At 62.9% G+C, this 23,091-nt stretch carries 12 protein-coding genes and 2 pseudogenes; 6 read left to right on the top strand and 8 right to left on the bottom strand.

The window, feature by feature from the left end; genetic code table 11:
- Positions 1 to 212: 212 nt before the first annotated feature.
- Together J3P89_RS13475 and J3P89_RS13470 are read right to left on the bottom strand one after the other, a co-directional pair.
- On the bottom strand, positions 213 to 5,825 hold the full coding sequence (locus J3P89_RS13475; protein WP_434697852.1) for a putative Ig domain-containing protein: 5,613 nt from the start codon (positions 5,823 to 5,825) through the stop codon (positions 213 to 215).
- A 461-nt stretch (positions 5,826 to 6,286) separates the two neighbouring features.
- Entirely contained in the window at positions 6,287 to 8,944 is a 2,658-nt protein-coding gene (locus tag J3P89_RS13470; RefSeq protein WP_434697851.1) for an excinuclease ABC subunit A, read from the bottom strand.
- Between the two features lie 651 nt (positions 8,945 to 9,595).
- Between J3P89_RS13470 and J3P89_RS13465 the strand changes: the two are divergent.
- Both J3P89_RS13465 and J3P89_RS13460 read left to right on the top strand, forming a co-directional pair.
- Positions 9,596 to 10,090, top strand: a pseudogene (locus tag J3P89_RS13465) (MCP four helix bundle domain-containing protein); the annotation flags it as partial.
- On the top strand, positions 10,082 to 11,218 hold the full coding sequence (locus tag J3P89_RS13460; protein ID WP_434697987.1) for a methyl-accepting chemotaxis protein: 1,137 nt from the start codon (positions 10,082 to 10,084) through the stop codon (positions 11,216 to 11,218). The pseudogene J3P89_RS13465 and the gene J3P89_RS13460, both read left to right, overlap by 9 nt.
- A gap of 171 nt (positions 11,219 to 11,389) precedes the next feature.
- Here the strand turns inward: J3P89_RS13460 and J3P89_RS13455 are convergent, their stop codons facing one another.
- The 3 genes from J3P89_RS13455 to J3P89_RS13445 all read right to left on the bottom strand — a co-directional run bounded on the left by J3P89_RS13455 (position 11,390) and on the right by J3P89_RS13445 (position 17,199).
- Positions 11,390 to 13,129 carry a dipeptidase gene (locus J3P89_RS13455; protein ID WP_434697850.1) on the bottom strand — a complete coding sequence of 580 codons (1,740 nt, stop codon included), beginning with the start codon at positions 13,127 to 13,129 and terminating at the stop codon, positions 11,390 to 11,392.
- Positions 13,130 to 13,522: 393 nt separating this feature from the next.
- A complete protein-coding gene (locus tag J3P89_RS13450; RefSeq protein ID WP_434697849.1) occupies positions 13,523 to 15,526 on the bottom strand; it encodes a peptidase U32 family protein in 2,004 nt (667 codons plus the stop codon).
- A 104-nt stretch (positions 15,527 to 15,630) separates the two neighbouring features.
- Complete coding sequence (locus J3P89_RS13445; RefSeq protein WP_434568608.1) at positions 15,631 to 17,199, bottom strand: sensor domain-containing diguanylate cyclase; 1,569 nt, start codon at positions 17,197 to 17,199, stop codon at positions 15,631 to 15,633.
- A gap of 128 nt (positions 17,200 to 17,327) precedes the next feature.
- Between J3P89_RS13445 and J3P89_RS13440 the strand changes: the two genes are divergently transcribed.
- Positions 17,328 to 17,786: a metallophosphoesterase family protein gene (locus J3P89_RS13440; protein WP_434697848.1), complete on the top strand. Its 459-nt coding sequence runs from the start codon at positions 17,328 to 17,330 to the stop codon at positions 17,784 to 17,786.
- Positions 17,787 to 17,796: 10 nt separating this feature from the next.
- Here the strand turns inward: J3P89_RS13440 and J3P89_RS13435 are convergent, their stop codons facing one another.
- The 3 genes and pseudogenes from J3P89_RS13435 to J3P89_RS13425 form a co-directional block, all read right to left on the bottom strand.
- Entirely contained in the window at positions 17,797 to 18,699 is a 903-nt protein-coding gene (locus J3P89_RS13435; RefSeq protein ID WP_434604769.1) for a sugar phosphate isomerase/epimerase family protein, read from the bottom strand.
- 130 nt (positions 18,700 to 18,829) lie between these two features.
- Positions 18,830 to 19,999: pseudogene (locus J3P89_RS13430) on the bottom strand (Gfo/Idh/MocA family protein).
- Positions 20,000 to 20,019: 20 nt separating this feature from the next.
- A complete protein-coding gene (locus J3P89_RS13425) occupies positions 20,020 to 20,943 on the bottom strand; it encodes a TIM barrel protein (RefSeq protein ID WP_434697847.1) in 924 nt (307 codons plus the stop codon).
- A 127-nt stretch (positions 20,944 to 21,070) separates the two neighbouring features.
- Between J3P89_RS13425 and J3P89_RS13420 the strand changes: the two genes are divergently transcribed.
- From J3P89_RS13420 to J3P89_RS13410, 3 genes are all read left to right on the top strand, one after another.
- Positions 21,071 to 22,126: a LacI family DNA-binding transcriptional regulator gene (locus tag J3P89_RS13420; protein WP_434697846.1), complete on the top strand. Its 1,056-nt coding sequence runs from the start codon at positions 21,071 to 21,073 to the stop codon at positions 22,124 to 22,126.
- A gap of 90 nt (positions 22,127 to 22,216) precedes the next feature.
- The gene (locus tag J3P89_RS13415; RefSeq protein ID WP_434697845.1) at positions 22,217 to 22,783 is read left to right on the top strand and encodes a chalcone isomerase family protein; all 567 of its coding nucleotides are present in this window, start codon (positions 22,217 to 22,219) and stop codon (positions 22,781 to 22,783) included.
- Positions 22,780 to 23,085, top strand: a complete 306-nt coding sequence (locus J3P89_RS13410; RefSeq protein ID WP_434651806.1) for a DUF6482 family protein — start codon at positions 22,780 to 22,782, stop codon at positions 23,083 to 23,085. The genes J3P89_RS13415 and J3P89_RS13410 overlap by 4 nt, the downstream gene beginning before the upstream one ends.
- The last annotated feature ends 6 nt before the right edge of the window (positions 23,086 to 23,091 follow it).

The raw sequence follows: 23,091 nt of genomic DNA, 5'->3' as shown, positions 1-23,091 counted from the left end.
ACGGAAGCACCGTGTGGGAGCGAGCCTGCTCGCGATGACGGCAGTACGTTCAATGTCGTTCAGCCTGGCACACCGCTTTCGCGAGCAGGCTCGCTCCCACAGGGGACACCGCCCTGGGCCCGATGCTTCCTGCCCACAGGGTTTGCTTCATCAGTGCTGTTGTGGCGAGGGAGCTTGCTCCCGCTGGGCTGCGCAGCAGCCCCCTCGTTCACTCAGGCGGTGAAGTCGCTGGCGTGCAGCTCCTTGACGCCCACCAGTTCGAACTCGAACTCGGCGGTGGCGTCGGCATTGACGCTGCCGTAGAGGATGCCATCGACAAAACGCAGTTGGCCGGTGGCGTTGCTGGCGTCGAAGGCGTTGCTGCCGATGAAGGTAAAGGCATCGATGCTGGCGGTCAGCGGGTTGGCGTCCAGGCCGGTGAAGTCCAGTTTATCCAGCTCAGCCGTCTTGAAGCCGTTGATCACATCCCGCGCGGCGCCGACGCCCATGTCCGACAGCGCAGTAAACGCGTAGGTATCTGCGCCAGTGCCGCCGGTGAGGTTATCAGTGCCGGCGCCGCCGATCAGCCGGTCATCGCCCGAGCCGCCCACCAGCGTGTCATTGCCGGCACCGCCGTTGAGGATGTTCCCGGCACTGTTGCCCGACAGCGTATCCGCGTAGGCACTGCCCGTCAGGTTCTCGATGAACTTCAGCGTGTCGAGCCCGGAACCGACGGTGTTCTGCTGTGCGGATGTCGACAGGTTCACGGTCACCCCGGCCAGGGCCCGGTCGTAGGAGGCAGTGTCGTTGCCATCGCGTCCGTCCAGGACGTTGTCGCCCACGCCGGCGAACAGCGTGTTGTTCAGTGCATTACCGATCCCGTTGGCGGCCCCGGCGCTGTCGACGTACAGATTCTCCACGTTGTTGCCCAAGGTGTAGGTAGCGAGGCTGCTGTGGACCCCGTCGATGCCGCCGGACACCGGGTTGCTGCTGGTCTCGATCACGGTATCGCTGGCGTTGTCGACGTAGTAGGTGTCGTTGCCGTCGCCGCCGCTCATGCTGTCCGCTCCCACCGCGCCATCGAGCACGTTGTTGGCGGCATTACCGGTGATGAAGTTGCGCCGTTCGTTACCGGTGCCGTCGATGTCCGACACGCCGGTCAGCACCAGGTTTTCCAGGTTGGCGCCCAGGGTCCAACTGACCGAGGCCTGTACCGTATCGATCTGCGAAGTCGAGGTGTTGGTTTCCACCACGCTGTCGAACGCGTTGTCGACGACGTAGATGTCGTTACCATCGCCGCCGGTCAACGAGTCGGCACCCAGGTCACCGTCCAGTATGTCGTTGCCGGAACTGCCTACCAGGGTGTCGGCCTGGTCGGTGCCGGAAATTTTCCCGCCCTCATTCTGCGCGCCGTCGAAAATATCCTGCACGCTGTTGTTGTCGTTGGGGTTGCCCTGGAAGCCAAGGTCATTGGCGATGTAGTCCGCCAGGCGCTGCCCGACGATTTCCGCTGACTCCTCGTGCAGGTGCCAGACATCGTCGGGATACACCAACGGATCGACTTCATAACGCAAGGGCAGGTCGTTGTAGTCCACCGCCAGTTTCACATCGGCGCGCTCGGCGGCGATGGCTTCCTGGACGGCGCGGACGTAGCCCACACCCTCGACGATGGAAGCAATCTTTTCCTCCGAGTAACCACGGGCACGCGCGGCGTCCTGCTCGTAGTGACCGGTTTCCATCAGGTACACGTTGAAATTGCCGAGTTGGGCGTGCAGGTAATCGAAAACCTTCAGCGTCGACGCCTTGTAGGCCGCCGCAGCCGCTGCCTTGTCGGTGGAGCGGGCGATCTCCTGGGCGGCTTCCTCGCCCTGGCCCCAGATGATACCCATGGTCACGTTGTCGATGGCCTTGAGTTCGGTGAGCTGGTCGCGCAACAAGGTCACGGCGCGCAGCAATGCCGGCCCGGGTTGGTTGGTGTCGGTCAGCCACCAGCACAACTTCAGCTCCTCGGCGCCCAGGGTCGACAAGCCGTTGACCGTGCTGCCACCCACTGCGATGTCGATGCCGTTGCCGTCGGCGTCGCTGAACTGGCTGCGCACGTCATAGGTGGTGTACTTGTTCAGGCCATTGACCAGCATCGAGGTGCCGGACTGATCATCATCCTCGCTCATGCGCAGCAGGCGTGCGTTGGATTGGCCGAGCGTCGGCAGGTAGAGGATGTCTTGCTGGGCGCGTTCGCCGAAGACGAAATCACTGGCGGTCAGGGTGTTGAGGTAGTTGCCGTTCAGGGCGATCTCGAAACGGTTGCCATCGGCATCAGCCTGGCTGGACTTGACATAGGTCTTGTCGCCGGCCGCATTCAACGTCATGTAGAGCGTGCCGTTGCTACCGTCGCCGAGGCCGAGGAAACCCAGCCCGGAGACGTCGATCTTGTCGACGCCGACGGTGAAGTCATAAATCGTGTCCGTGGCCGTGACGCCACCGGTGTCGTAGTCCCGGTAGCTGTCGGACAGGTTGCTGTAGCGGAACGTGTCGGCGCCGGCGTCGCCATACAGCGAGTCCCTTCCGGCGCCACCGTCGATGATGTCGGCACCGGTCCCAGCCTTGATGGTGTCGTTGCCACCCAGGCCGAGGATCAGGTCGGCGCCCACCGTACCGTTGAGGCTTTCGGCATTGGCCGTGCCGGTGATGGTGTTGGCGGGCGCATCGGCGACCACCAGGGCAAAGCTGTCGCTGACCGATGCGCCGGACGGATCGGTGGCCTTGACCAGCACGTCGTAGTTGCCGGACGCAGTGCTGGTGGGCGTGCCGCTGAAAGTCAGCGTGCCGGCGTTGAAGCTCAGCCACGAGGGCAGGGCGCTGCCATTGGCCAGGGTCGCGGTGTAGGTCAGCACGTCCTGGTTGGCGTCGCTGAAGCTGTTGTTGGCCACCGTGTAGCTGAACGGCGTGCTTTCGCTGGCGTTCTGGTCGAGCAGCGGAGTGACTACCACCGGCGCCACGTTGGTCGGGGTGTTCTGGTCGGCAAAGACAAAGTGATTGGCGGTCAGGCTGCTGACGAAATTTCCCGCCAGGGAGATTTCAAAGCGGTTGCCGTTGGCATCGACCGTGAGGTCCTTCAGGTACGTGCGGTTGGTTGACGAGCTGTAACTGACTTGCAGCGTCCCGTTGAGCCCGTTGCCCAGGCCGGTGTAGCCCAGCGCCGCGACATCGATCTTGTCGGCGGCCACGTCGAAATCGAGGATCTGGTCACTGGCGCTGGTGGAACCGGTGCGGTAGCTGTCGAGCTTGGAGGTGTAGCGAAACACATCGGCGCCCGTGCCGCCGGTGAGTTTGTCCACGCCCGTGCCGCCCACCAGGATGTCGTTGCCCGCTGCGCCATTGAGGGTGTCGTTGCCCGCGCCACCGAAAATCTGTTCGTTGGCGACGGTGCCGGTCAGCGTGTCGTTGTTTGGTGTGCCGTTGATCACCACCGAGCCGGGCACGTCCTGCACCGCCAGGGTAAAGCTGTCACTGACGGTCGCGTTGCTGCCGTCGGTCGCGGTGACCTGGATCGAGTAAGTGCCCGATGCCGTGTCGGGTGGGGTGCCGCTGAAGGTGCGGGTGGCGGCGTCGAACGTCAGCCAGCTGGGCAGGGCGCTGCCATCGGCCAGCTTGGCGGTGTAGCTGAGGCTGTCATTGTCCGGATCGGTGAAACTGGTGGCCGGCACCACGTAGCTGAAGGGCGTCTTCTCACTGGCGTTCTGGTCCAGCAATGGCGTGGCCAGCACCGGTGCCTGGTTGGTCGGCGATGTTGTCGCGAAGACGAAGTTGGCGCTGGTCAGGGTGTTGAGGTAATTGCCGTCCAGTGCCACTTCGAAGCGGTTGCCATTGGCATCGGCCTCCAGGGATTTGATGTAGGTCTTGGTGCCGGCGCTGTTGAGCACCAGGTAGACGGTATTGTTCTTGCCGTCGCCCAGGCCGGTGAAGCCCATGGCGGAGAGATCGATCTTGTCGGCAGCGATGTTGAAGTCGGTGATCAAATCGCCCAGGTTGGCGCCACCGGTGTTGTAGTTGCGGTAGCTGTCCAGCCGGTTGGCGAACACGAAGGTGTCCGCCCCGGCGCCGCCCGTGAGGGTGTCCATGCCGGCGCCGCCGTCGAGCTTGTCGTCGCCCGCGCCACCGCTGAGGCTGTCGTTGCCGGCCAGGCCGAGCAAGGTATCGGCGGCGTCGCTGCCCAACAAAGAGTCGCTGCCGGTGGTGCCGGTGATGACCCGATTGAAGATGAAGTTGCCCGCCGTCAGGGTGCTCGCCAGGTTGCCCGAGAGAATCAGCTCGAAGCGATTGCCGCTGGCATCGGCGTCGTAGTCCTTGATATAGGTGCGGTCGCTGCTGGCGTTGTAGCTGACTTGCAGGGTGCCGCCGCGACCGTTACCCAGGCCGGTGAAGCCGAGGCCAGCAAGATCGATCTTGTCCTGTGTCACGTCGAAGTCGGTGATGGTGTCATCGAAGCTTGCCGTTGCATTGCGATAGCTGTCGGACTGGCTGGTGAAGCGGAACGTATCGGCGCCCGTGCCACCGGTGAGTTTGTCGACGCCCGCGCCGCCCACCAGGATATCGCTCCCGGCCGCGCCATTGATGGTGTCGTTGCCGGCCGCGCCGTAGAAAATTTCGCTGGCGGCGGTGCCCGTAAGGATGTCGTTGCCCGCCGTGCCTTGCACGGTGGTCATCGGCACGGTGGCGCTGACATAGCTGCCATCGCCATAGACCAGCGTGGCGCCCTTGCTGGTGTGGCTGATGGTGTTGGCGATGATCGCGTTGCGATCGGTGCCGTCTTCGTTGCGCTCGGCGACGCCGTAGGTGGACAGGTTGCTGCCGCTGATGACGTTGCCCTGGATCAGGTTGTCGCTGCCGTTGAAGTACTTGCCGGACACACCGAGGGTGTCGTCATAGGACTGGATGATGATTTCCGGCACCGCGCCGCCCAACGAGTTGTTGTTGAGGGTGTTGTCGATGACCTCGACATGGTTGCTGCCGTAGATGCGGATCCCGGCGCTGGCGTTGCCATGGATATCGACGCCGGTAACGGTCACGTCGCTGGACAGCTTGACCAGCACGCCCTCGGCGCCGTTGCCGTAGACCTCGCCACCGGTGATGGTGATGTTGCTGGGAGAGGGGATATCTTCGCTGCCGCGCTGCACCACGATGCCGTTGCCGCCGTTGTTGTAGGCGACGTTGTTGGTCATGGTGAAATCGTGGGTGCTGGTGACGACGTTGAAACCGTGGCGGTCGTTGTCGTAGGCAATATTGTTTTCGAAGGTGCTGTCGCTGAGGAAGTCGGCGACGAAGCCATCCAGGCCGTTGCCGTGGGACACGCTGTTCTTGATGACCATGTTGACGGTCTGCTCATGCGGGTCGAAGCCGTACCCGGAGCAGTCCTTGATCTCGACGCTATCGAGGGTGACGTTGGAGTCGTAGCCTTCCTCGCCGGGAATATAACCGTTGAACCAGCCGTCCACCTTGCCGGTGGTGGCGTCGCGGTTACCGTCGATGGTGAGGTTGCTGACGCCGAAGTCGTGGGTTTCCTCGCCATAGGCCGAGCGGATGATGCCGGTGATCTTGGTGTCCGATCCGTCGGCCAGCTTGACCGTGGTGTCGCCCATGCCGTCGCCGTACAGGTAGACGTTGCTTTTGAGCATCAGGCAGCCATCGGAGGGTTCCTCGCCTCCCGAAACGATGTAGGTGCCGGTGGGCATGTACACCTGGCCACCGCCCGCGGCCGCTGCCGCATCGATCGCGCTTTGTATGGCCGCCGTGTCGTCGGTGACGCCATCTCCTTTGGCGCCAAAATCTTGTACGTTGAAAATCATGGACTTATCTCCGTATCAGGCTAAAAACCTAAGTGACTGCCAATATTCCATCGGCGACCACCGTGTTATGACCCAGCGGAGCGAAAAAGTTGTGACCGCATATCGGCGAAGTGTCAAAAAACTGATAAACGGTTGTGCGGATTGTCGATGTGTAACGTTTCATTGACGCTTTTATGGCTTGGCGAAATAACTGTGGGAGCGGGCTTGCTCGCGAAGGCGGCGTATCAGCCACATAATTTCCGGCTGACCCACCGCTTTCGCGAGCAAGCCCGCTCCCACAGGGTGAATGCGGCTGAGGCGCTAGCTGCGCCATGTGAAGAGTGCTTTCGTGGCGAGGGAGCTTGCTCCCGCTCGGTGGCGCAGCCGCCGCAAACCAGGCGCTGCGGTGTGCCTGGCGAAATGAAGTGATTGCCTGTGGGGCTGCTTTGCAGCCCAGCGGGAGCAAGCTCCCTCGCCACGGCTCATCGTGCGGGTTGCAAAGCTCTTTTCAGGAACGGCGCGGTGCGGCTTTCGTCACAGTCTGCAACGACCGCTGGCGCACCGCACACCACCACATTCCCGCCCTGTGCCCCGGCTCCCGGGCCGATGTCGATGACCCAGTCGCTCTGCGCCACCACGCGCATGTCGTGTTCCACCACAACCACCGTATGGCCTTCATCCACCAGGCGATTCAACTGCACCAGCAGGCGATCCACGTCCTGGGGGTGCAGACCGTTGGTAGGCTCATCCAATACGTAAAGGGTCGCGCCCCGAGCCTTGCGTTGCAGCTCGGTGGCCAGCTTGATCCGCTGCGCCTCGCCGCCGGACAGCTCGGTGGCCGGTTGGCCAAGGCGCAGATAACCCAGGCCGATGTCTTGCAAGACTTGCAACGAGCGCCTGGCCGACGCTTGTTCGGCGAACACTTCTAGAGCCTGGTTCACCGTCAGTTGCAGCACTTGGGAAATGTCCAGCCCCTGCCAGGTCACGTCCAGGGTCTGCGGGTTGTAGCGGGCCCCATGACAGGTCGGGCAGGGCGCATAGACGCTGGGCATGAACAACAGCTCGACGCTGACGAAGCCTTCGCCTTCACAGGTTTCACAACGACCCTTGGCGACGTTGAAGGAAAACCGTCCGGCATCGAATCCCAGCGCCTGCGCCTGTTCGGTGGCGGCGAACAGTTTGCGTACGTGATCGAACAGCCCCGTGTAGGTGGCGAGGTTGGAGCGCGGCGTGCGGCCGATGGGTTTTTGGTCGACCTGCACCAGTCGTTTGATTACGTCGAGCCCGGCGCTGACCCGGCCGCCACTGGTTTGCACCGGTTCGTCTTCCAGGCTCTGCTCCTCGGCTTCCCCGTTGGGGCTGGCCTGGCCCAGATGTGCACCGACCAGGTCCAGCAGGGCCTGGCTGACCAGGCTGGACTTGCCTGACCCGGAAATGCCGGTCACCGCCGTGAAGCAACCGAGTGGAAACGCTGCGCTCAGGTTGTCGAGGTTGTTGCGGGTGATGCCTTCCAGGCGCAGCCAATCCTCGGGTTCACGGGGGATGCGCGCGGTGGCGCGGTCTTCGGCGAACAGGTAGGCGCGGGTCCGGGACTCGGGCACTTGGCCGAGGCCATCGGGTGGTCCGCTGTAGAGGACCTTGCCGCCTTGCTCACCGGCGTCCGGGCCGACGTCGATCAGCCAGTCGGCGCGACGCATGGTGTCGAGGTCGTGTTCGACCACGAACACGGAATTGCCCGCGGCCTTCAGGCGTTGCAAGGCGCCGAACAGCGCCTCGCTGTCGGCCGGGTGCAGGCCGGCGGAAGGTTCGTCCAGGACATAGATGACCCCGAACAGCTGGGAATTGAGCTGGGTGGCCAGGCGCAGGCGCTGCAATTCGCCGGAGGACAGGGTCGGCGTGCTGCGCTCCAGGGCCAGGTAGCCAAGGCCCAGGTCGATCAGGGTGACGATCCGCTCCAACAATTCGGCGGCGATGCGTTGGGCCGCCAGGCGCTTTTCCAGGGACAGGTTCGGCGTGTGGCGCGCATCCGGTCCGCCGGCGTGCGGGTTGTCGCCGCGGGCGGCGCGTTGCTCGCGGGCCTCTCGGGTCTGGCTGTGGGTGAGCACGTCGCCCGGCTCTTCAGGTTGCTCCAGATAGTCGGGGGCCGCGACGGTCTTGAGCACTTCGGCGAGTTCCAGCAGCGTCAGGTTGGACAACTGCGCTATGTCCAGGCCCGCGAAGGTGACGGTCAATGCCTGGCGCTTGAGGCGCTTGCCTTCGCACATCGGGCAGGGGCTGGCGCGCATGTATTGCGCCACGCGCTTGCGCATCTGCGCGCTTTGCGAATGCATGAAGGTATGCAACAGATAGCGTCGGGCACCGCTGAAGGTGCCTTGATAGCTGGGTTCGAGCTTGCGCTTGAGCGCTTCGCGGGTCTGGGCTGGGGTCAACCCTGCATATACCGGGACGGTGGGGGTTTCTTCGGTAAACAGAATCCAGTCGCGCTGCTTTTTCGGCAGGTCGCGCCAGGGAACGTCGACGTCATAACCCAGGGTCACCAGGATGTCGCGAAGGTTCTGGCCTTGCCAGGCCATGGGCCAGGCCGCCACGGCGCGTTCGCGGATGGTCAGCGACGGATCGGGCACCATGGACGCCTCGGTCACCTCATGGACCCGTCCCAGGCCGTGGCACTCCGGGCAGGCACCCTGCGGGGTATTGGGCGAGAAGTCCTCGGCGTACAGCATCGGCTGGTCCGCCGGGTAGCTGCCGGCGCGGGAGTAGAGCATGCGGATCAGGCTCGACAGCGTGGTGACGCTGCCCACCGAGGAACGTGCGCTGGGCGTGCCGCGTTGCTGTTGCAAGGCAACCGCCGGCGGCAGGCCCTCGATGCTGTCCACGTCCGGCACGCCCACCTGGTCGATCAAACGCCGCGCGTACGGCGCGACCGACTCGAAATAGCGGCGCTGGGCTTCGGCATAAACCGTGGAGAAGGCCAGCGATGACTTGCCGGAACCCGACACGCCGGTGAACACCACCAGGGCATCGCGGGGGATGTCCACGTCGACGTTCCTGAGGTTGTGTTCGCGGGCGCCACGCACCCGGACAAAACCGGTGCCTTCGGGCAAAGCCGCAGTTGAAGCAGGGGCGGAGCGTGGGGGCATCGGGCATTCCTTGTGTACGTCGGTGGTGCGCTTCGGGGCGTTGTGGCGTGGAGAGTGGACTGGATCACAGCGCTGACCATTATGCGACCGGGCGCGACGATTCTTGTGCAATAAAATTTACTCCGGGCGCGAGAGATGAGAGCTATTGACCGCTTTCGTGGCGAGGGAGCTTGCTCCCGCTGGGCTGCGCAGCGGCCCCAAGGAGGCTTACCGCGATGAACCTGACACACCGAGAGCAGAGGTTTTGGGACTGCTTCGCAGCCCAGCGGGAGCAAGCTCCCTCGCCACGGGATTTTAGGAGGACGCAAATCGAGCGGTTGAGCCCACAGTATTCAATCGAGTTGTTTTCAGTTGCGTAATTGATCGCGGCTTACCAGCAGGTGGGCGTTTTCCGTAGGAAATCAGGTAATCAGCCTGAATTTCTCCCTGCGTGCGCTGCAAATCAGAAACGCCCTACAACATGAAACAGTCCATCCGCACTAGCATTTCCAGCAGTTTCTGAGCCCTCTATTCCACTCTTCATTTTCACCGGACCGGCATCAGCCGTGGATCCGGCGAGCGCGGGTTCTGCTGCCCGGGCATCTGCCTCAGGCTCAGTACCTGCGGGCCAGGATTCGTTGAACAGAGCCCCTGAAAGGAAATGTTTTGATAATGACCAGACTCACTATTGCCCAGCGAATCGTCATGGGTTTTTCCATTGCGCCGATCGCTTTGATCGCCGTGGCGTTGTACGCCTTGTACGACCTGCGGATATTGCGCGACCAGGCCGAAGTGGTCGCCCAGCGAGACTGGCCGAAAATCGCCCCGATCATGGCCATCGCCACGGGGGTGCGGGATAACGCCAGCCACATTCGCGAACTGTTGATCGACAGGAACGATCCCCTGGCCCAGACGTCCATCGACAACACGCGGCAACGCATCGACAAAGCGCTGGCAACGCTCGGGCCGTTGCTTGATCGAAGGCCCGAAGGCAAGGCGGCTTTAGCGGCCCTGAAAAAGAATGGCGAGGTCTACCAGGCCGCTTTTTCGCAAATGCAGGGCTTGATTCACCGGAACGTGCCCCATGAGGCGGTGCTGCAGCTGGAGCAATCCGTAACCCCGGCGGAGCAGGCGATGTACCAGAGCCTGGACGGACTGATGGCGATGCAGGACCGTCTTTTTGACGAGCGTGAGCGCGGGGCCCAGACACGCTACCAGGACGCGCAACTGCATTTGCTGATGATGGTGCTGGCGTGCCTGGCCCTGGTGGCGACGGTCGCGGTGCTGGTGACCCGTAGCGTTACCCGGCCACTGGGCGGTGAGCCCGGTGATGCGGCGCGGATGCTGGGCCATATCGCCCAAGGCGACCTGACCATCGAGGTGCCCGTGGGGGCGGGCTCGGGCGACAGCATGATGAGTAACATGCACGAGATGCAGCAGAGCCTCCACTCCATGGTCCGGCAGATCGCGACCTCGGTGGATCGGGTCGCCAGTTCCTCCGAGGAGCTGAGCGCCGTGAGCAGCCAGACCAGCAGTTCCTTGCAACTGCAGGGAATCGAGATCGAACAGGCGGCGGCAGCCGTGAACCAGATGACCGCCGCGGTGGATGATGTTGCGCGCAATGCCATGAGCACCAGCGAAGCATCGCGGATTTCCGAGCAGACTGCCCTGGATGGTCGTGAGCAGGTCCAGGAGACGGTAGCGTCCATTTCCGTGCTGGCCGACGGCGTGAGCGAAGCCGCGGAGCGTATTCAGCAACTGGCCGGGCGGGTCCAGGACATCAGTTCGGTGCTTGACGTGATCCGCAGCATCGCCGAGCAGACCAACCTGCTGGCCTTGAATGCCGCCATCGAAGCGGCCCGGGCAGGCGATGCCGGCCGCGGCTTCGCGGTCGTCGCCGATGAGGTAAGGGCGCTGGCCCACCGCACCCAGGAGTCAACCCGGGAAATCGAGGAAATGATCGGCACGATCCGCCGCGAAAGCGGGGACGCGGTAACCGCGATGCAAAGCAGCAGTGAACTGGTACAGGCGACGTTGCTAGTAGCCCGGCGCTCCGGCGAAGCCTTGGACGCGATTGCCTGCTCAATCTCGCAGATCAACGAGCGCAACCTGATGATTGCCAGTGCCACCGAACAGCAGGCGCTGGTGGCCCGGGAGGTGGACCGCAACCTGGTCAGCATCCGCAACCTGTCCGAGCAGGTCTTGCAGGGAGCCCAGCATACCGATACGGCGGGGCAAGACCTGGCACACATGGCGGAGTCGCTGCATCAGACGGTGGCGCGGTTCAAGGTGTAGCCAACGGTTATCTGTCCCGACTGGATGCCATGAGCCCCGCGATCCTCTGTGGGAGCGAGCCCCGTGGCGAGGGAGCTTGCTCCCGCTGGGCTGCGCAGCAGCCCCAAAAATCTTGCGGTCGCTGCGCAACCGAGCGGGAGCAAGCTCCCTCGCCACGGGGGGCGTGCAGTTCTAGAGCTTCGGCAACTGCCCGATCCGCCCCATCATTTCGGTCACGACCTGCAGGTCCAGCAGGAACTGCTCAACGGTCTTGAACTCGTTATCGTTGTGCCCGGTGTACTTGACGTCGGGCATGGCCAGGCCGAACTGCACGCCGTTGGGCAGATCATGAACCGAGGTGGCGCCGGCAGACGTGCCGAACTTGTGTTCCATGCCGAGATTTTCGGTGGCAACGGCGAGCAGCGCCTTGACCCATTCACCTTCGGGATTGCGGTACATCGGCTCATCGATGGAGTTTTCGAAGGCCACGGCAACCTTGGATTTCTTCGCCCAGGCCGAAAGTCTGTCGTCAATTTCAGTCTTCAGCGCTTGCGTCGGCTTGCCCACGGGCACCCGCAGGTTGACCGCGAGCTTGAAGGCCTTGTCATCCATCCCGACGTAGGTCAGCGAGGCGGTCAGCGGACCCATGAACGCGTCGGAAAAACCGATGTCGAGTTTTTTCCCCAGGTAATCCAGACCCCAGTTGTCGGCGGCATAGCGCGCGGCGTCGGTGATGTGATTGTGCTTGAGTCCAACGGTGCCGTTCAGGCCATTGATGAATATCAGCATCCTGGCGACCGGGTTGACGCCTGACTCGGGCTCGGAGGAGTGTGCCGAAACGCCGGTGAAGGTCAGCTTGACTGTGTTATCGACGACCTCGCTTGCCACTTGAAAGTCGCCGCCATTGGCCTTGGCAAAGTCGGTGCCCGCCTTGACCAGGCTGGCAGCCAGCTCGACGGGCTTGTCGGTGGTAAAGGTTGCCACCGAAGTCGACGGGATCTGGTTGGTCGCCATGCCGCCCGTCAACGCCGTGATCTCGGCGCCTTGACCCTGTGCCGCCCGGCGCGGGAAATTCGCCATGACCGTGCCATAGCCTTTCTCGGCAATCACCACCGGATAGCTGCCGTCCAGCGCGAGGTTGTAGTTCGGGGTCGGGTTACGCTCGAAGTAATAAGGAATGGCGTCGCCGGTGGTTTCCTCGGTGGTATCGACCAGCAGCTTGAAGTTGCGCGCCAGTGGCAGTTTTTCTTCCTTGATGATCTTCATGGCGTAGAGCGCCACGACGATGCCGTTCTTGTCGTCTTCGGTGCCGCGGCCATACATGCGATCACCCACCAGGGTGACCTTGAAGGGATCAAGCTTGGTGCCATCCTTGAGCACCCAGTTTTCCGGCGTGACCGGCACTACATCGGCATGGGCGTGAATGCCCACCACTTCGTCACCCGAGCCTTCGAGGGATATCTCGTAGACGCGGTTGTCGATGTTGCGAAAGTTCAGGTTGAAGGACTCGGCCAGGCTCTTGATCTTGTCGGCGATCTTGAGAAATTCAGGGTTTTCATGCTGGGCAACGCCGTCCTTGCGATAGGTCGGGATTTCCACCAATTGGCGCAAGGTTTCGGTGGCGGCTTTGCCGTACTTTACCCGGGCGTAGATACCCAGCAGGCGATGAATTTCGTTCTGCTGTTCCGCCGACAGGGTCTTGTTGCCCTGGAAGGCGCTGATGGCCGGGCCGAGGTTGGCGGTTTTTGCCACCTCGCTATTGGCGACGCTTGCGAGGAACTGGCGGAAATCGTTGACCGAGCTATCAGTGAAATTTTTGACCAGGGTCGCGCTCTGTTGCGCGGAAATGTTGGCGTAGGCCGACATTGAGAAAGACGACAGGCTGGACAGGACGAGGGTGGCGATAGCGAGACGCTTGAACGGGAAGTTCATGGTGGGAGGCATTCCTTTGCAGGGAAAAAGTGACGGTATGAAACAATCACTTACAACCTAGCATCATGAATGCGCGAGGGGAGCCCTTTGAACGGAATCTGTCGCTCGACAAAGCGAAAACGGCGCAGAAATGAAAATCCCCTGTGGGAGCGTAAAGCTGTTCACTTAAGAAAAATGATGAACCTGTGGCGAGGGAGCTTGCTCCCGCTCGGCTGCGAAGCAGTCGTAAAGCCGGCGGGTGCGGTGTGTCTGGTGCTCCGCATTTGGCAGGTTTGGGGCCCTTCGCGGCCCAGCGGGAGCAAGCTCCCTCGCCACGGGTTTGTGAACAGCGTTACTTGTGGGAGCGAGCCTGCTCGCGAAGAGGACAGCACAGTCAATCGAGATCCATCTGACTCAATGCGCTCCACGCGGGATCGTCTTGAGCAAGTCCTCCGGACTGATATGACCGACCACCGGCTGCGCCGTGCTGCCGGGCAACGGCAGGTCAAGGATGTGCCCCTTGATCTTGCCCACCACATGCATCTCGCAGGGTTTGCAGTCGAACTTCAGCGTCAGCACTTCATCACCATGGATCAACTGCATCGGCGCAACCTTGGTGCGTACGCCGGTGACGCCCTTGGCCTGCTTGGGGCAAAGGTTGAAGGAAAACCGCAGGCAGTGCTTGGTGATCATCACCGGGACTTCGCCGGTTTCCTCATGGGCTTCGAACGCCGCGTCGATCAGCTTGACCCCGTGGCGGTGGTAGAAGTCCCGGGCCTTCTGGTTGTAGACGTTGGCCAGGAATGACAAATGCGACTCCGGGTATACCGGCGGCGGCGTGGTCTCGGCCTTGCGTCCGCCCCGTGGGTGCGCCGCGACACGCGCTCTGGTCAGGGCTTCGATGACCTCGCGACGCAGGGCCTTGAGCTGGGAGTTGGGAATGAAATAAGCCTGGGGCGCATCCAGTTTGATCGATGTGGCGTGGTATTCGGTGGTGCCCAACTGGCCGAGCAGGTCTTGCAACTGCTCCAGGGCCTGCTCCGGTTTGTTCGCCAGGCCGAAGGGACCGTCCAGGGCGACGCTGGCGCTGATGCCTTCTTCGCTGGTGGCGGTCAACTCCAGGCGCTCCTCGCTCAGGCGAGCAACCCAGGCCAGGCCCACGCGACGCTCGGCGGAGGTCTTGAGCAGTGCTTGCTGCCAGTTGTGATCGAGGTTGCGGCTCAGCGCATGGTTGGGGCGCAACTGATACAGGCCGGCCGGCATCTCGTTGGGTTCGACGCGGTAGCGGTAGCGCTGCTTGCCGTCCTCGTCGAGGAATTCACCCTTGGGTTCGGCGATGTTGGCCCGGAAGCCAACCACTTCGCGCTTGACCAGCACGTTGAGGCCGTCACCGTTGGACAGCGGATCAAAGGTCACCACTTGCAGGTCGCGCTTGCCGACTTTTTCCACCACGCCCACCGGCACGCCGGTGAACGTCGGGGAGTCGAAGGCGCCGATGTCGATCTTGCGCTCGCTGACGAAGTAGTCAGTGCTGCCACGGTGGAAGGTCTTGTCCGGGTCCGGCACGAAGAAATGCGCGGTGCGGCCGCTGGAGGCGCGGGCGAGGTCCGGGCGGTCTTCGAGGACATCGTCGAGGCGTTGACGATAGTAGGCGGTGATGTTCTTCACATAACCCATGTCCTTGTAGCGACCTTCGATCTTGAACGAGCGCACGCCCGCTTCGACCAGGGCGCGGATGTTCGCGCTCTGGTTGTTGTCCTTCATCGACAGCAGGTGTTTTTCATAGGCGACAACCCGGCCCTGGTCATCCTTGAGGGTGTAGGGCAGGCGGCAGGCCTGGGAGCAATCGCCACGGTTGGCGCTGCGCCCGTTCTGGGCATGGGAAATGTTGCACTGGCCGGAAAACGCGACGCACAGCGCGCCGTGAATGAAGAACTCGATGGCCGCATCGGTCTCGTCGGCAATGGCGCGGATTTCCTGCAGGTTCAGCTCGCGGGCCAATACCAACTGCGAGAAACCGGCCTGGTCGAGAAACTTTGCCCGGGCCAGGGTGCGGATGTCGGTCTGGGTGCTGGCGTGCAGCTCGATCGGCGGGATGTCCAGCTCCATGACGCCCAGGTCCTGGACGATCAGCGCATCGACGCCGGCGTCGTAGAGCTGATGGATCAACTGGCGGGCCGGCTCCAGCTCGTTGTCGTGCAGGATCGTGTTGATCGTGGTGAACACCCGGGCGTGGTAGCGATGGGCGAATTCCACCAGCCCGGCGATATCGCTCACCTCGTTGCAGGCGTTGTGACGCGCGCCGAAACTCGGGCCACCGATGTACACGGCATCGGCGCCATGCAGAATGGCCTCGCGGGCGATGGTTACGTCGCGGGCGGGGCTGAGCAATTCCAGATGATGTTTAGGCAAGGACATGTTTTTTAGTCAGGCTGGTCACGGTCGAAGCGCGCATTGTAGCCGCCAGGCGCCGGATCGGCACCTGTGCAGGCCTGTGTTGGCTGAAATCAACCGATATGCGGTCAGGCCTGGGAGGCGCCGGCGCTGCACCAGCGGTTTCGCCCGGTGTTCTTCGCCAGGTACAGGAAGGCGTCGGCGGCCTTGATCAGCATCGCAGGGCTGACGTCCTCGCTGCTCGGCTGGCAGGTGGTGATGCCGGCACTGATCGTCACGATCCCCAGCGGGTGGTCGCCGTGCTCAATGTTCAAGGCCCTGACGGATTCAAGGATTTGCTGCGCCACTTTGGCCGCACCTGCACTGTCCGTGTTCGGTAGCAGCACGGTGAATTCTTCACCGCCGTAGCGGACGGCCAGGTCTCCCGGTCGCTTGATGGTCTGTCCGATCGCGCCGGCAATCGCCCGCAGGCAATCGTCGCCAGCGGCATGGCCGTATTTGTCGTTGTAGCGTTTGAAGTAATCGACGTCGAGCATGATCAGGGCCAGGGACGAGCCTTGGCGCTTGGCCAGGCGCAGCTCGTCGGCCAAGGCAATGTCCAGCCGCCGGCGATTGCCCAGCCCGGTCAGGCTGTCGGTCAACGCCATGTCGCGCATGGCCTGGTGGGCGCTGCGAATCTGCGTTTCCATGGTCATGCGGTAGCGCAACTGGCTCAGGACGATGAGCCCGAAGCCGACCAGAATCGCGATCAGGAATACCAGTACCAGGCCGGTCTTGAGCAGGTCACGACGCCACGGGGCAATGATCGATTCCCGCGACAAGCCGGCTTCCACCACCAGCGGGTAAGTGGTCAGGGCCCGGTAGCCATACAGACGCTCGGTGTCGTCGACGACGGCCCTGGCTTCGGCGACGCCCTGGTTGGAAGTCGGCAGATGCTCCCGGAAGATCACGCTGTTGACGAGGCTCTTGCCGATCACCGCCGCGACGAAAGGCCGGCGGACCAGGATCGTACCGCTGCGCTTGGCCAGGACCAGCGCGCCTTTGCCGTCGATCTTGAAGTCGCCGTAGTAGTCGACGAAATAACTGACCTTGACCGTCCCGAGCATCACCCCGGCGAACGAGCCATCGGGGTTGTTCAAGCGGCGGGAGATGGGGATGATCAGGTCGTTGGTGGATCGGCTCTTGACCACATCGCCAATACGTACGCCTCGATCCTCGTGGGTGCGGTGGTACTGGAAGTAGTCGCGGTCGGCGTTGTTCGCCATTTCCGGAATCACTTCCTTGTCCGTCACCAGCCATTGGCCGTCCGGGCCGTAGATGAACAGTCCGTGCAACTGCGGCATGATCGCGGCCTGCTGCACCAGCAGCCGATGGATGCGCGGGATGTCCATGTTCTGTAGGCCGTCGCCTTCCACGCGTTCGGCGAGGGCCGCGGTGACCACGTCCACTTGTCGGATGGTGTCTTCGGCGTGTTGGGCCGTCGCCCGCGCCAGGTTCGTCACCGAATCGCGGGCAGACGCAAAAGCCGCCCGATAGTCTCGCCAGGTGCGCCAGCCTTCGACCGCCAGGAAAGCCACGATCACCACGAGCATGAAACTCACGGTCAGCCGAAACGCAGCCCCGGCCCGCACAGCTTGCGGGGAAAAGGCTTGATCGGGGCTTTCAATCCCGGGCTCCGGCCGTTTGCGTCCGAGCATTGATATATCCTTCTACACGACAGGGCTTGGCGCTTCAGCGCGCAGCCTATCCTATTCGATTTCAGCACGTTAGCTAACTGCGACGAGGCAGCTACAGCTGACGACACACCGTAGGGGAGGAAGGTTTCATGAAAGTGGGCGTGATTTCAGATACCCATGGCCTGCTGCGCCCCGAAGCAATGGCCGCGCTGCAAGGCTGCGAGCGGATTATTCATGCCGGTGATATCGGCAGCCCGGAGATCCTCGAGACGTTGGCCGCCATTGGCGAGCTGCACGTAGTGCGGGGCAACAACGACCTCGGCGCCGATTGGGCAGGGGATATCGCCGACAGCCTGCAATTCGAAATCGGCGGGTGGCAGGTGCTGTTGGTCCACGACATTGCCGATGTGCCGGCGCTGCTCGATGCCGATGTGAGGCTGGTGATCACCGGCCATTCGCACAAACCCTTGATCGAATGGCGCGGCGAGCGGCTTTACCTCAACCCTGGCAGCGCCGGCCGGCGGCGGTTCAAGCTGCCGGTGACGCTGGCGTTGCTGGAGGTAAGCGAACAGGCGATCAAGCCGCGTATCGTGCCGTTGCTCGCCTGACCGGCACGGACTACTTGAAGTACTTGTCCACGTACGCCTGGATTTCCTGGCGCATGAACCGCCCCGAGTCATCCGCGCGTTCTTCCCAGCCGAACACGCACGCTGTGACGATGCCGTCGAAGCCGGTCTTGGCCAACTCGCCGAAGAACAGGTCCCAGTCGATCTCGCCCTGGTGCATGTCCATGTGCTGGTGCACGGTCACTTTCGCTCCGGGCGGGTTGACGATGTAGCGCAGCCCCGACGAAGCCTTGTGATTGTAGGTATCAGCGATGTGGACATGGGCGATCATCGATCCGGCTTCGGCGATCATGGCTTTCATGTCGTCGCCGAAATAGAACGTGTGCGGCGTGCAATAGAGGAACTTGACGTTGTCCGAGCCGAGGGTCTTGAGCATGTCCAGGGCCGGGTGCAGCGTCTCGCACCAGTCTTCCGGATGAGGCTCGACGTTCAATGTGACCCCCTCCGATTCCAGGATCGGCACCAATTCTTCCATGGAGCGCCACCAGGCCGCTTCGCTGGACTCATGGCTGTGTACGCCGCCGCAACAACTGACCTTGTGCCCGCGATCCGGCGACGGTCCGCGCCCGAACTCCGAGTTCATCGTCGTGCACCCCATCTCCACGGCGACCTGGATCGCTTCCTTCCAGTAGTTCACTGCGGCCCGGCGTTCGTCCTCGTGGGGGCTGGCCCAGCGGTACATCGGCAGCAGCGAAGCCAGTTGCAGATCATGGTCGCGCAAGGCTTTCTTGAATTCGGCGATGCGCTCCTTGTGGGCGCGTGGGCGGACCCACCAGGGCAGGAAGTCTTCCCGGGGCGACAGTTCAAGGTATTCGAAGCCGAGCTCGGCGGTCTTGCGGCACAGGTCCGGCAGGCTCAGGTGACGGTGCATGTAGGGATCGAGGGCGATTTTCATTGTTGTTCTCCATGAGATAAAACCGGTTGCCCGTGGCGAGGGAGCTTGCTCCCGCTGGGCTGCGCAGCGGCCCCTTTTTTTTGCGATTGCTGCGCAATCGAGCGGGAGCAAGCTCCCTCGCCACGGGGGGTTAATAGGCAACCCAGGCTGAATCCCGGTTGGCTGATTCCACGCAGCGTTCGACCCAGCGCACGCCGTCGACGCCGGCGTCGATGCCGGGGTAGCGCAGGGCGGCGAGCGCCTCGGCATCGCCACGGTCGGCGGCGTCCATGGCCAGGGCGAACCGCCGATAAAGGTTCGACCAGGCCTCGAACAACCCTTCGGGATGGCCACCGCCGATACGGTCATCCAGCAGGGCGTCTGGGTGCAGGTAGCCCATGCCGCGCTCCAGGGTTTGCACGGGTTGGCCCTGGACTTCGAAGCTGAGCTAGTTGGGCCGCTCGTCCCACCATTCCAGGCTCGCCCGCGAGCCGATCACGCGGATCTTCTGGCCGTGCAAGGAACCGGCATTGACCGCGCTTGACCAGACCATGCCCATGGCGCCGCCTTCGTATTCCATCAAGGTGTAGGCGTTGTCTTCCAGCGGCGCGCGGCTGGCGACGAAGCTTTGCCGGCTGCACATCAGGCGCTTGATCCTGAGCTTGGGCAGCATCACTTTCGCCAGGTACAGCGGATGAGTGCCGACATCCCCCAGCACATAGCTGGGCCCGGCCTGGCGCGGGTCGACGCGCCACTGGGTCGCCGGGTTCTGCGCCTCCACCGGTGCGCTGTGAAAACCGTGGGCGAACTGCATGTGCACCATGCGAATCTCACCCAGCTCCTGTGCGGCGATCAGCGCCCGGGCCTGTTCGATCAACTGGTGCCCGGCATAGCCATAGGTGAGGCCGACGATGCGTCCTCTGGATCGCGCCAGGGTTCGCAACGCTTCGGCCTCTTCCAGGGTAAAGCACAGCGGTTTCTCGCAGACCACATGCAAACCGGCTTCAAGCGCGGCGCGGGTGATGGCGTAATGGGTGCCGTTGGGCGTGGCGATCGATACCGCCTGGATGCCATCGGGCCGTTGCGCCTCAAGTTCGAACAGGCTCAGGTAGTCGGCGTAGCAGCGCGTGGGGTCGATGCCCAACTGTTCGCCAAAGGCCCGGCCACGGTCGGGGTCGATGTCCAGCGCGGCGGCAACCAGCTCGAAGTGGCGATCGCGCAGGGCGGCCGAGCGGTGGATGTAGCCGATCTGGCTGTGCTCGCCGCCGCCGACCATGGCCCAGCGGATAGGCCGTGCAAGGGTTTTGCTGCCGTTGATCATGAGAGAAGTCCTCGTGCGGGTCAGAAGCCGATGTTGGCGAGATAGGCGCGACTGGCTGCCACGTCGTCCAGGCTGGCCGCGGCGTCGCGCGGGTCGCGTTCCTGTTCGACGGTGATGCAGCCGTGGTAACCCAGCTCTTGCACCAGGCTGTGCAACGCCGGGTAATCGATGACGCCACGCCCGATGGGGCACATCACGCCACGGGCGCAGGCGGCAAAAAAACGGATGTGTTCGTTCAGCACCTGATCGAAAACCGTCGGGTCGATATCCTTGAAGTGCAGGTAGTCCAGGCGATGGGCGTAGGTGCGCAGCGATGCAACCGGGTCCATTCCTGCGTAATAGAGATGACCGGTATCCAGGCACAGCCCGGCGGTTTCGTGGGGAATGTCATCCGCCAGGCGCGCCAGTTCATCGGCAAATTCGATATGGCCGCCAGCGTGAGGATGGATGACGGCACGGATGCCGTAGCTGTGCCAGGCGATCTCGGCGATGGCGCGAATGTGCGTCATCATTTCGCTCCAGCGGGCATCGTCCAGGCGGGGCGCGCGGTCCGAGTGGCCGGCGGCGTAGTCGCGCGCGTCGTGGCCCCAATCGATGATCACCAGGTAGGGACCGGCAAAGCGCTGGCCCGCTTGCTGCTTCATCGGCGGCAATTGTTTGAGCAGCGTGCAGATGCCATGGGTCTGGCGCAGCAGTTCGGGCAGGTTGGCCGGGCTCACCAGGTCATCGAAAATCGTTCCCGCGACCACTTGCAGGTCAGTCTTGGACAAGGCTGGTTCGAGGATGCCGGCGTCCAGCGGCAGAAATCCGTAGGGCCCAAGCTCGATACCGCGATAACCGGCCTTGGCGGCCTCGTCGAGCACGCGTTGCCATGGCGGCAGAAACGGGTTGTTGACGTCGTCGACGCCCCAGCAGCAAGGCGCGGTGCAGATGTGGATCGTCATGGAGCACTCCGGCGATAGTGTTTTTATTGGCTTGGCCCTGATGCTATTGGGTTGCCGGAAGGGCGGCCATGGGGGCGTGGCATAATCTGTCAAAACCCCTCATGATGCCGGCCAGAGGTGTCAAGACATGTCAGAAAATCCACGGCGCAAACTGCGTCCCACCATGGCCGATGTCGCTCGCGAAGCCGGGGTCAGCCTGTCTACCGTCGACCGGGTGCTGAATCTGCGTGCCGATGTGCGGGCCGATACCGCCCAGCGCATCGCCACCGCCGCCGCACGACTGGGCTTCCATGCCAAGGGCGTGATCGAACAGCGTGTGCTCAACGACCGTCCCACGTTGCGTCTGGGGTTCTTGTTGCAAAAAAGCGGCGTGCCCTTTTACCAAGGGCTGGCTCACGCGCTGTCAAACGCCGCCGCGACTTGCACCCGCGCGAGGATTCGCGTGGTCATCGGTTATCTCGACGATCTCGACCCGGTCAACGTGGCGCAACGCATCCTGGCGCTGCGCGATCAGGTGGACGGCCTGGGGGTGGTGGCAGTCGACCATCCTCGGGTACGCGAGGCCGTTGGCCAGCTGCGCGAGACGGGCATTGCGGTGGTTGCGCTGCTGTCGGAATTGTCGAGTACCGCCGGCACCGGTTATGCCGGTCTCGATAACCGTCTCACGGGCCGTACGGCGGGCTGGTTCATCAGCCGCCTCGCCAGGCAGCCCGGACCGGCGGTGGTCATGCTCAGCAGCCAGCGCTTCCAGTGCCAGGAGCTCTGCGAGCTGAGCTTTCGCAGCTATCTGGTGGAGCATTCCAGCGAATGGGAACTGCTAGCTTCGCGCCTGACCCTGGAAGACGATGACTTCGCCTATGGCAACACCCTCGATCTGCTCACGGCTGAGCCCGATCTGGCGGGGCTTTATGTGGCGGGCGGCGGCATTGCCGGAGTGCTGCGGGCTTTGCGCAGCTTCCAGGCACAGCAACAGCGCCTGCCCGTCGTGGTGTGTCATGACCTCACGCCGCTCACGCGCGAAGCGTTGAAAACCGGCTTGGTCCAGGCAGTGTTGTCACACCCGGTGGTGACGCTGGCCGAACAGGCTGTCGATGCCTTGGTCGAGGCCGCAACAACCGCGCCGGCAGGGCCGGTGACCAGGAGAGTGGTTCCGCTTCAGGTTGATGTGCAGGAAAGCGTTTAGCGAAGCGTCCTACAATTTTTATACAGTATCTGTACAAGTGGTGCATTTTGTACAATTATCGGAGGCCTTTGAGAATCCGGAAATTCGTCGATGCACAGCTTTTTCGCAGCCGACAGAGGGCTGCTCGCTATCGTCAGTCTCGCCTTGGCGTTGTGCGCCAACCCCGCCGCCGCGGATTGGCGGGCTGAGTTGCCCCAAGCCCGTCTGGTCGGTGAGGCGGAGTTTCGCTGGTATGGTTTTGATCTCTATCAGGCCCGGCTCTGGAGCGCGGCGCCTACGCCCAGCCTGGACACTCCTTTTGCCTTGGAACTGGTTTACCGACGCACGATCCCCCGGCACGCCCTGGTTGAAACCAGTCTCGAAGAAATCCAGCGCGTCAGCGCTACGCCCCTCGGGGCGCAACGCCTGGACGCCTGGGCGGCGCATATGCGGCGGGCCTTTGTCGACGTCAAGCCTGGCACCCGAATCACCGGGCTGAACGTGCCTGGCAAAGGGGCACGCTTTTATGTCGATGGGCGCCAGTCTCACGAGGTCAACGATCCGCTGTTTGCCCGACATTTCTTTGCCATCTGGCTTGATCCTCGTAGCCGTGAACCGGAGATGCGCCAGCGTTTGCTCGGGCTTGATCCAACCCGCAACAAGAGCAGTACGCCATGACTCTCAAGGAGTTGGTCGAGCTGGCTGTTGAGGGACGGGTCGTCGGGCTGGAACTGCTGTCCCTGGAGGGCGGGATCTATCTGCTGCGAGCGCGGCTGGATCGAGAAACACGCACATTGCTCGATGAGTCAGGGCGTACGTTGCGTGTGCGCTCCACGACCCATCTGCGCGAGCTGCTGCGTGACGTTCCGCGCTTGCCTTGCATGCTGGTGCAGCAGGTCGTCCACGATGAAATGTGCGGCCAGCGTGAAGAGCCGATCACGCCGTTACGGTTGCCGATTTTCCTCGATGAGCCTTGGTAAAACCGC

The organism is Pseudomonas sp. Z1-14, from assembly GCF_051132005.1.
Classification (GTDB): Bacteria; Pseudomonadota; Gammaproteobacteria; order Pseudomonadales; family Pseudomonadaceae; genus Aquipseudomonas.
Note: the sequence above shows the minus strand (reverse complement) of the source record. Positions and strands in the feature narration are given on the sequence as shown.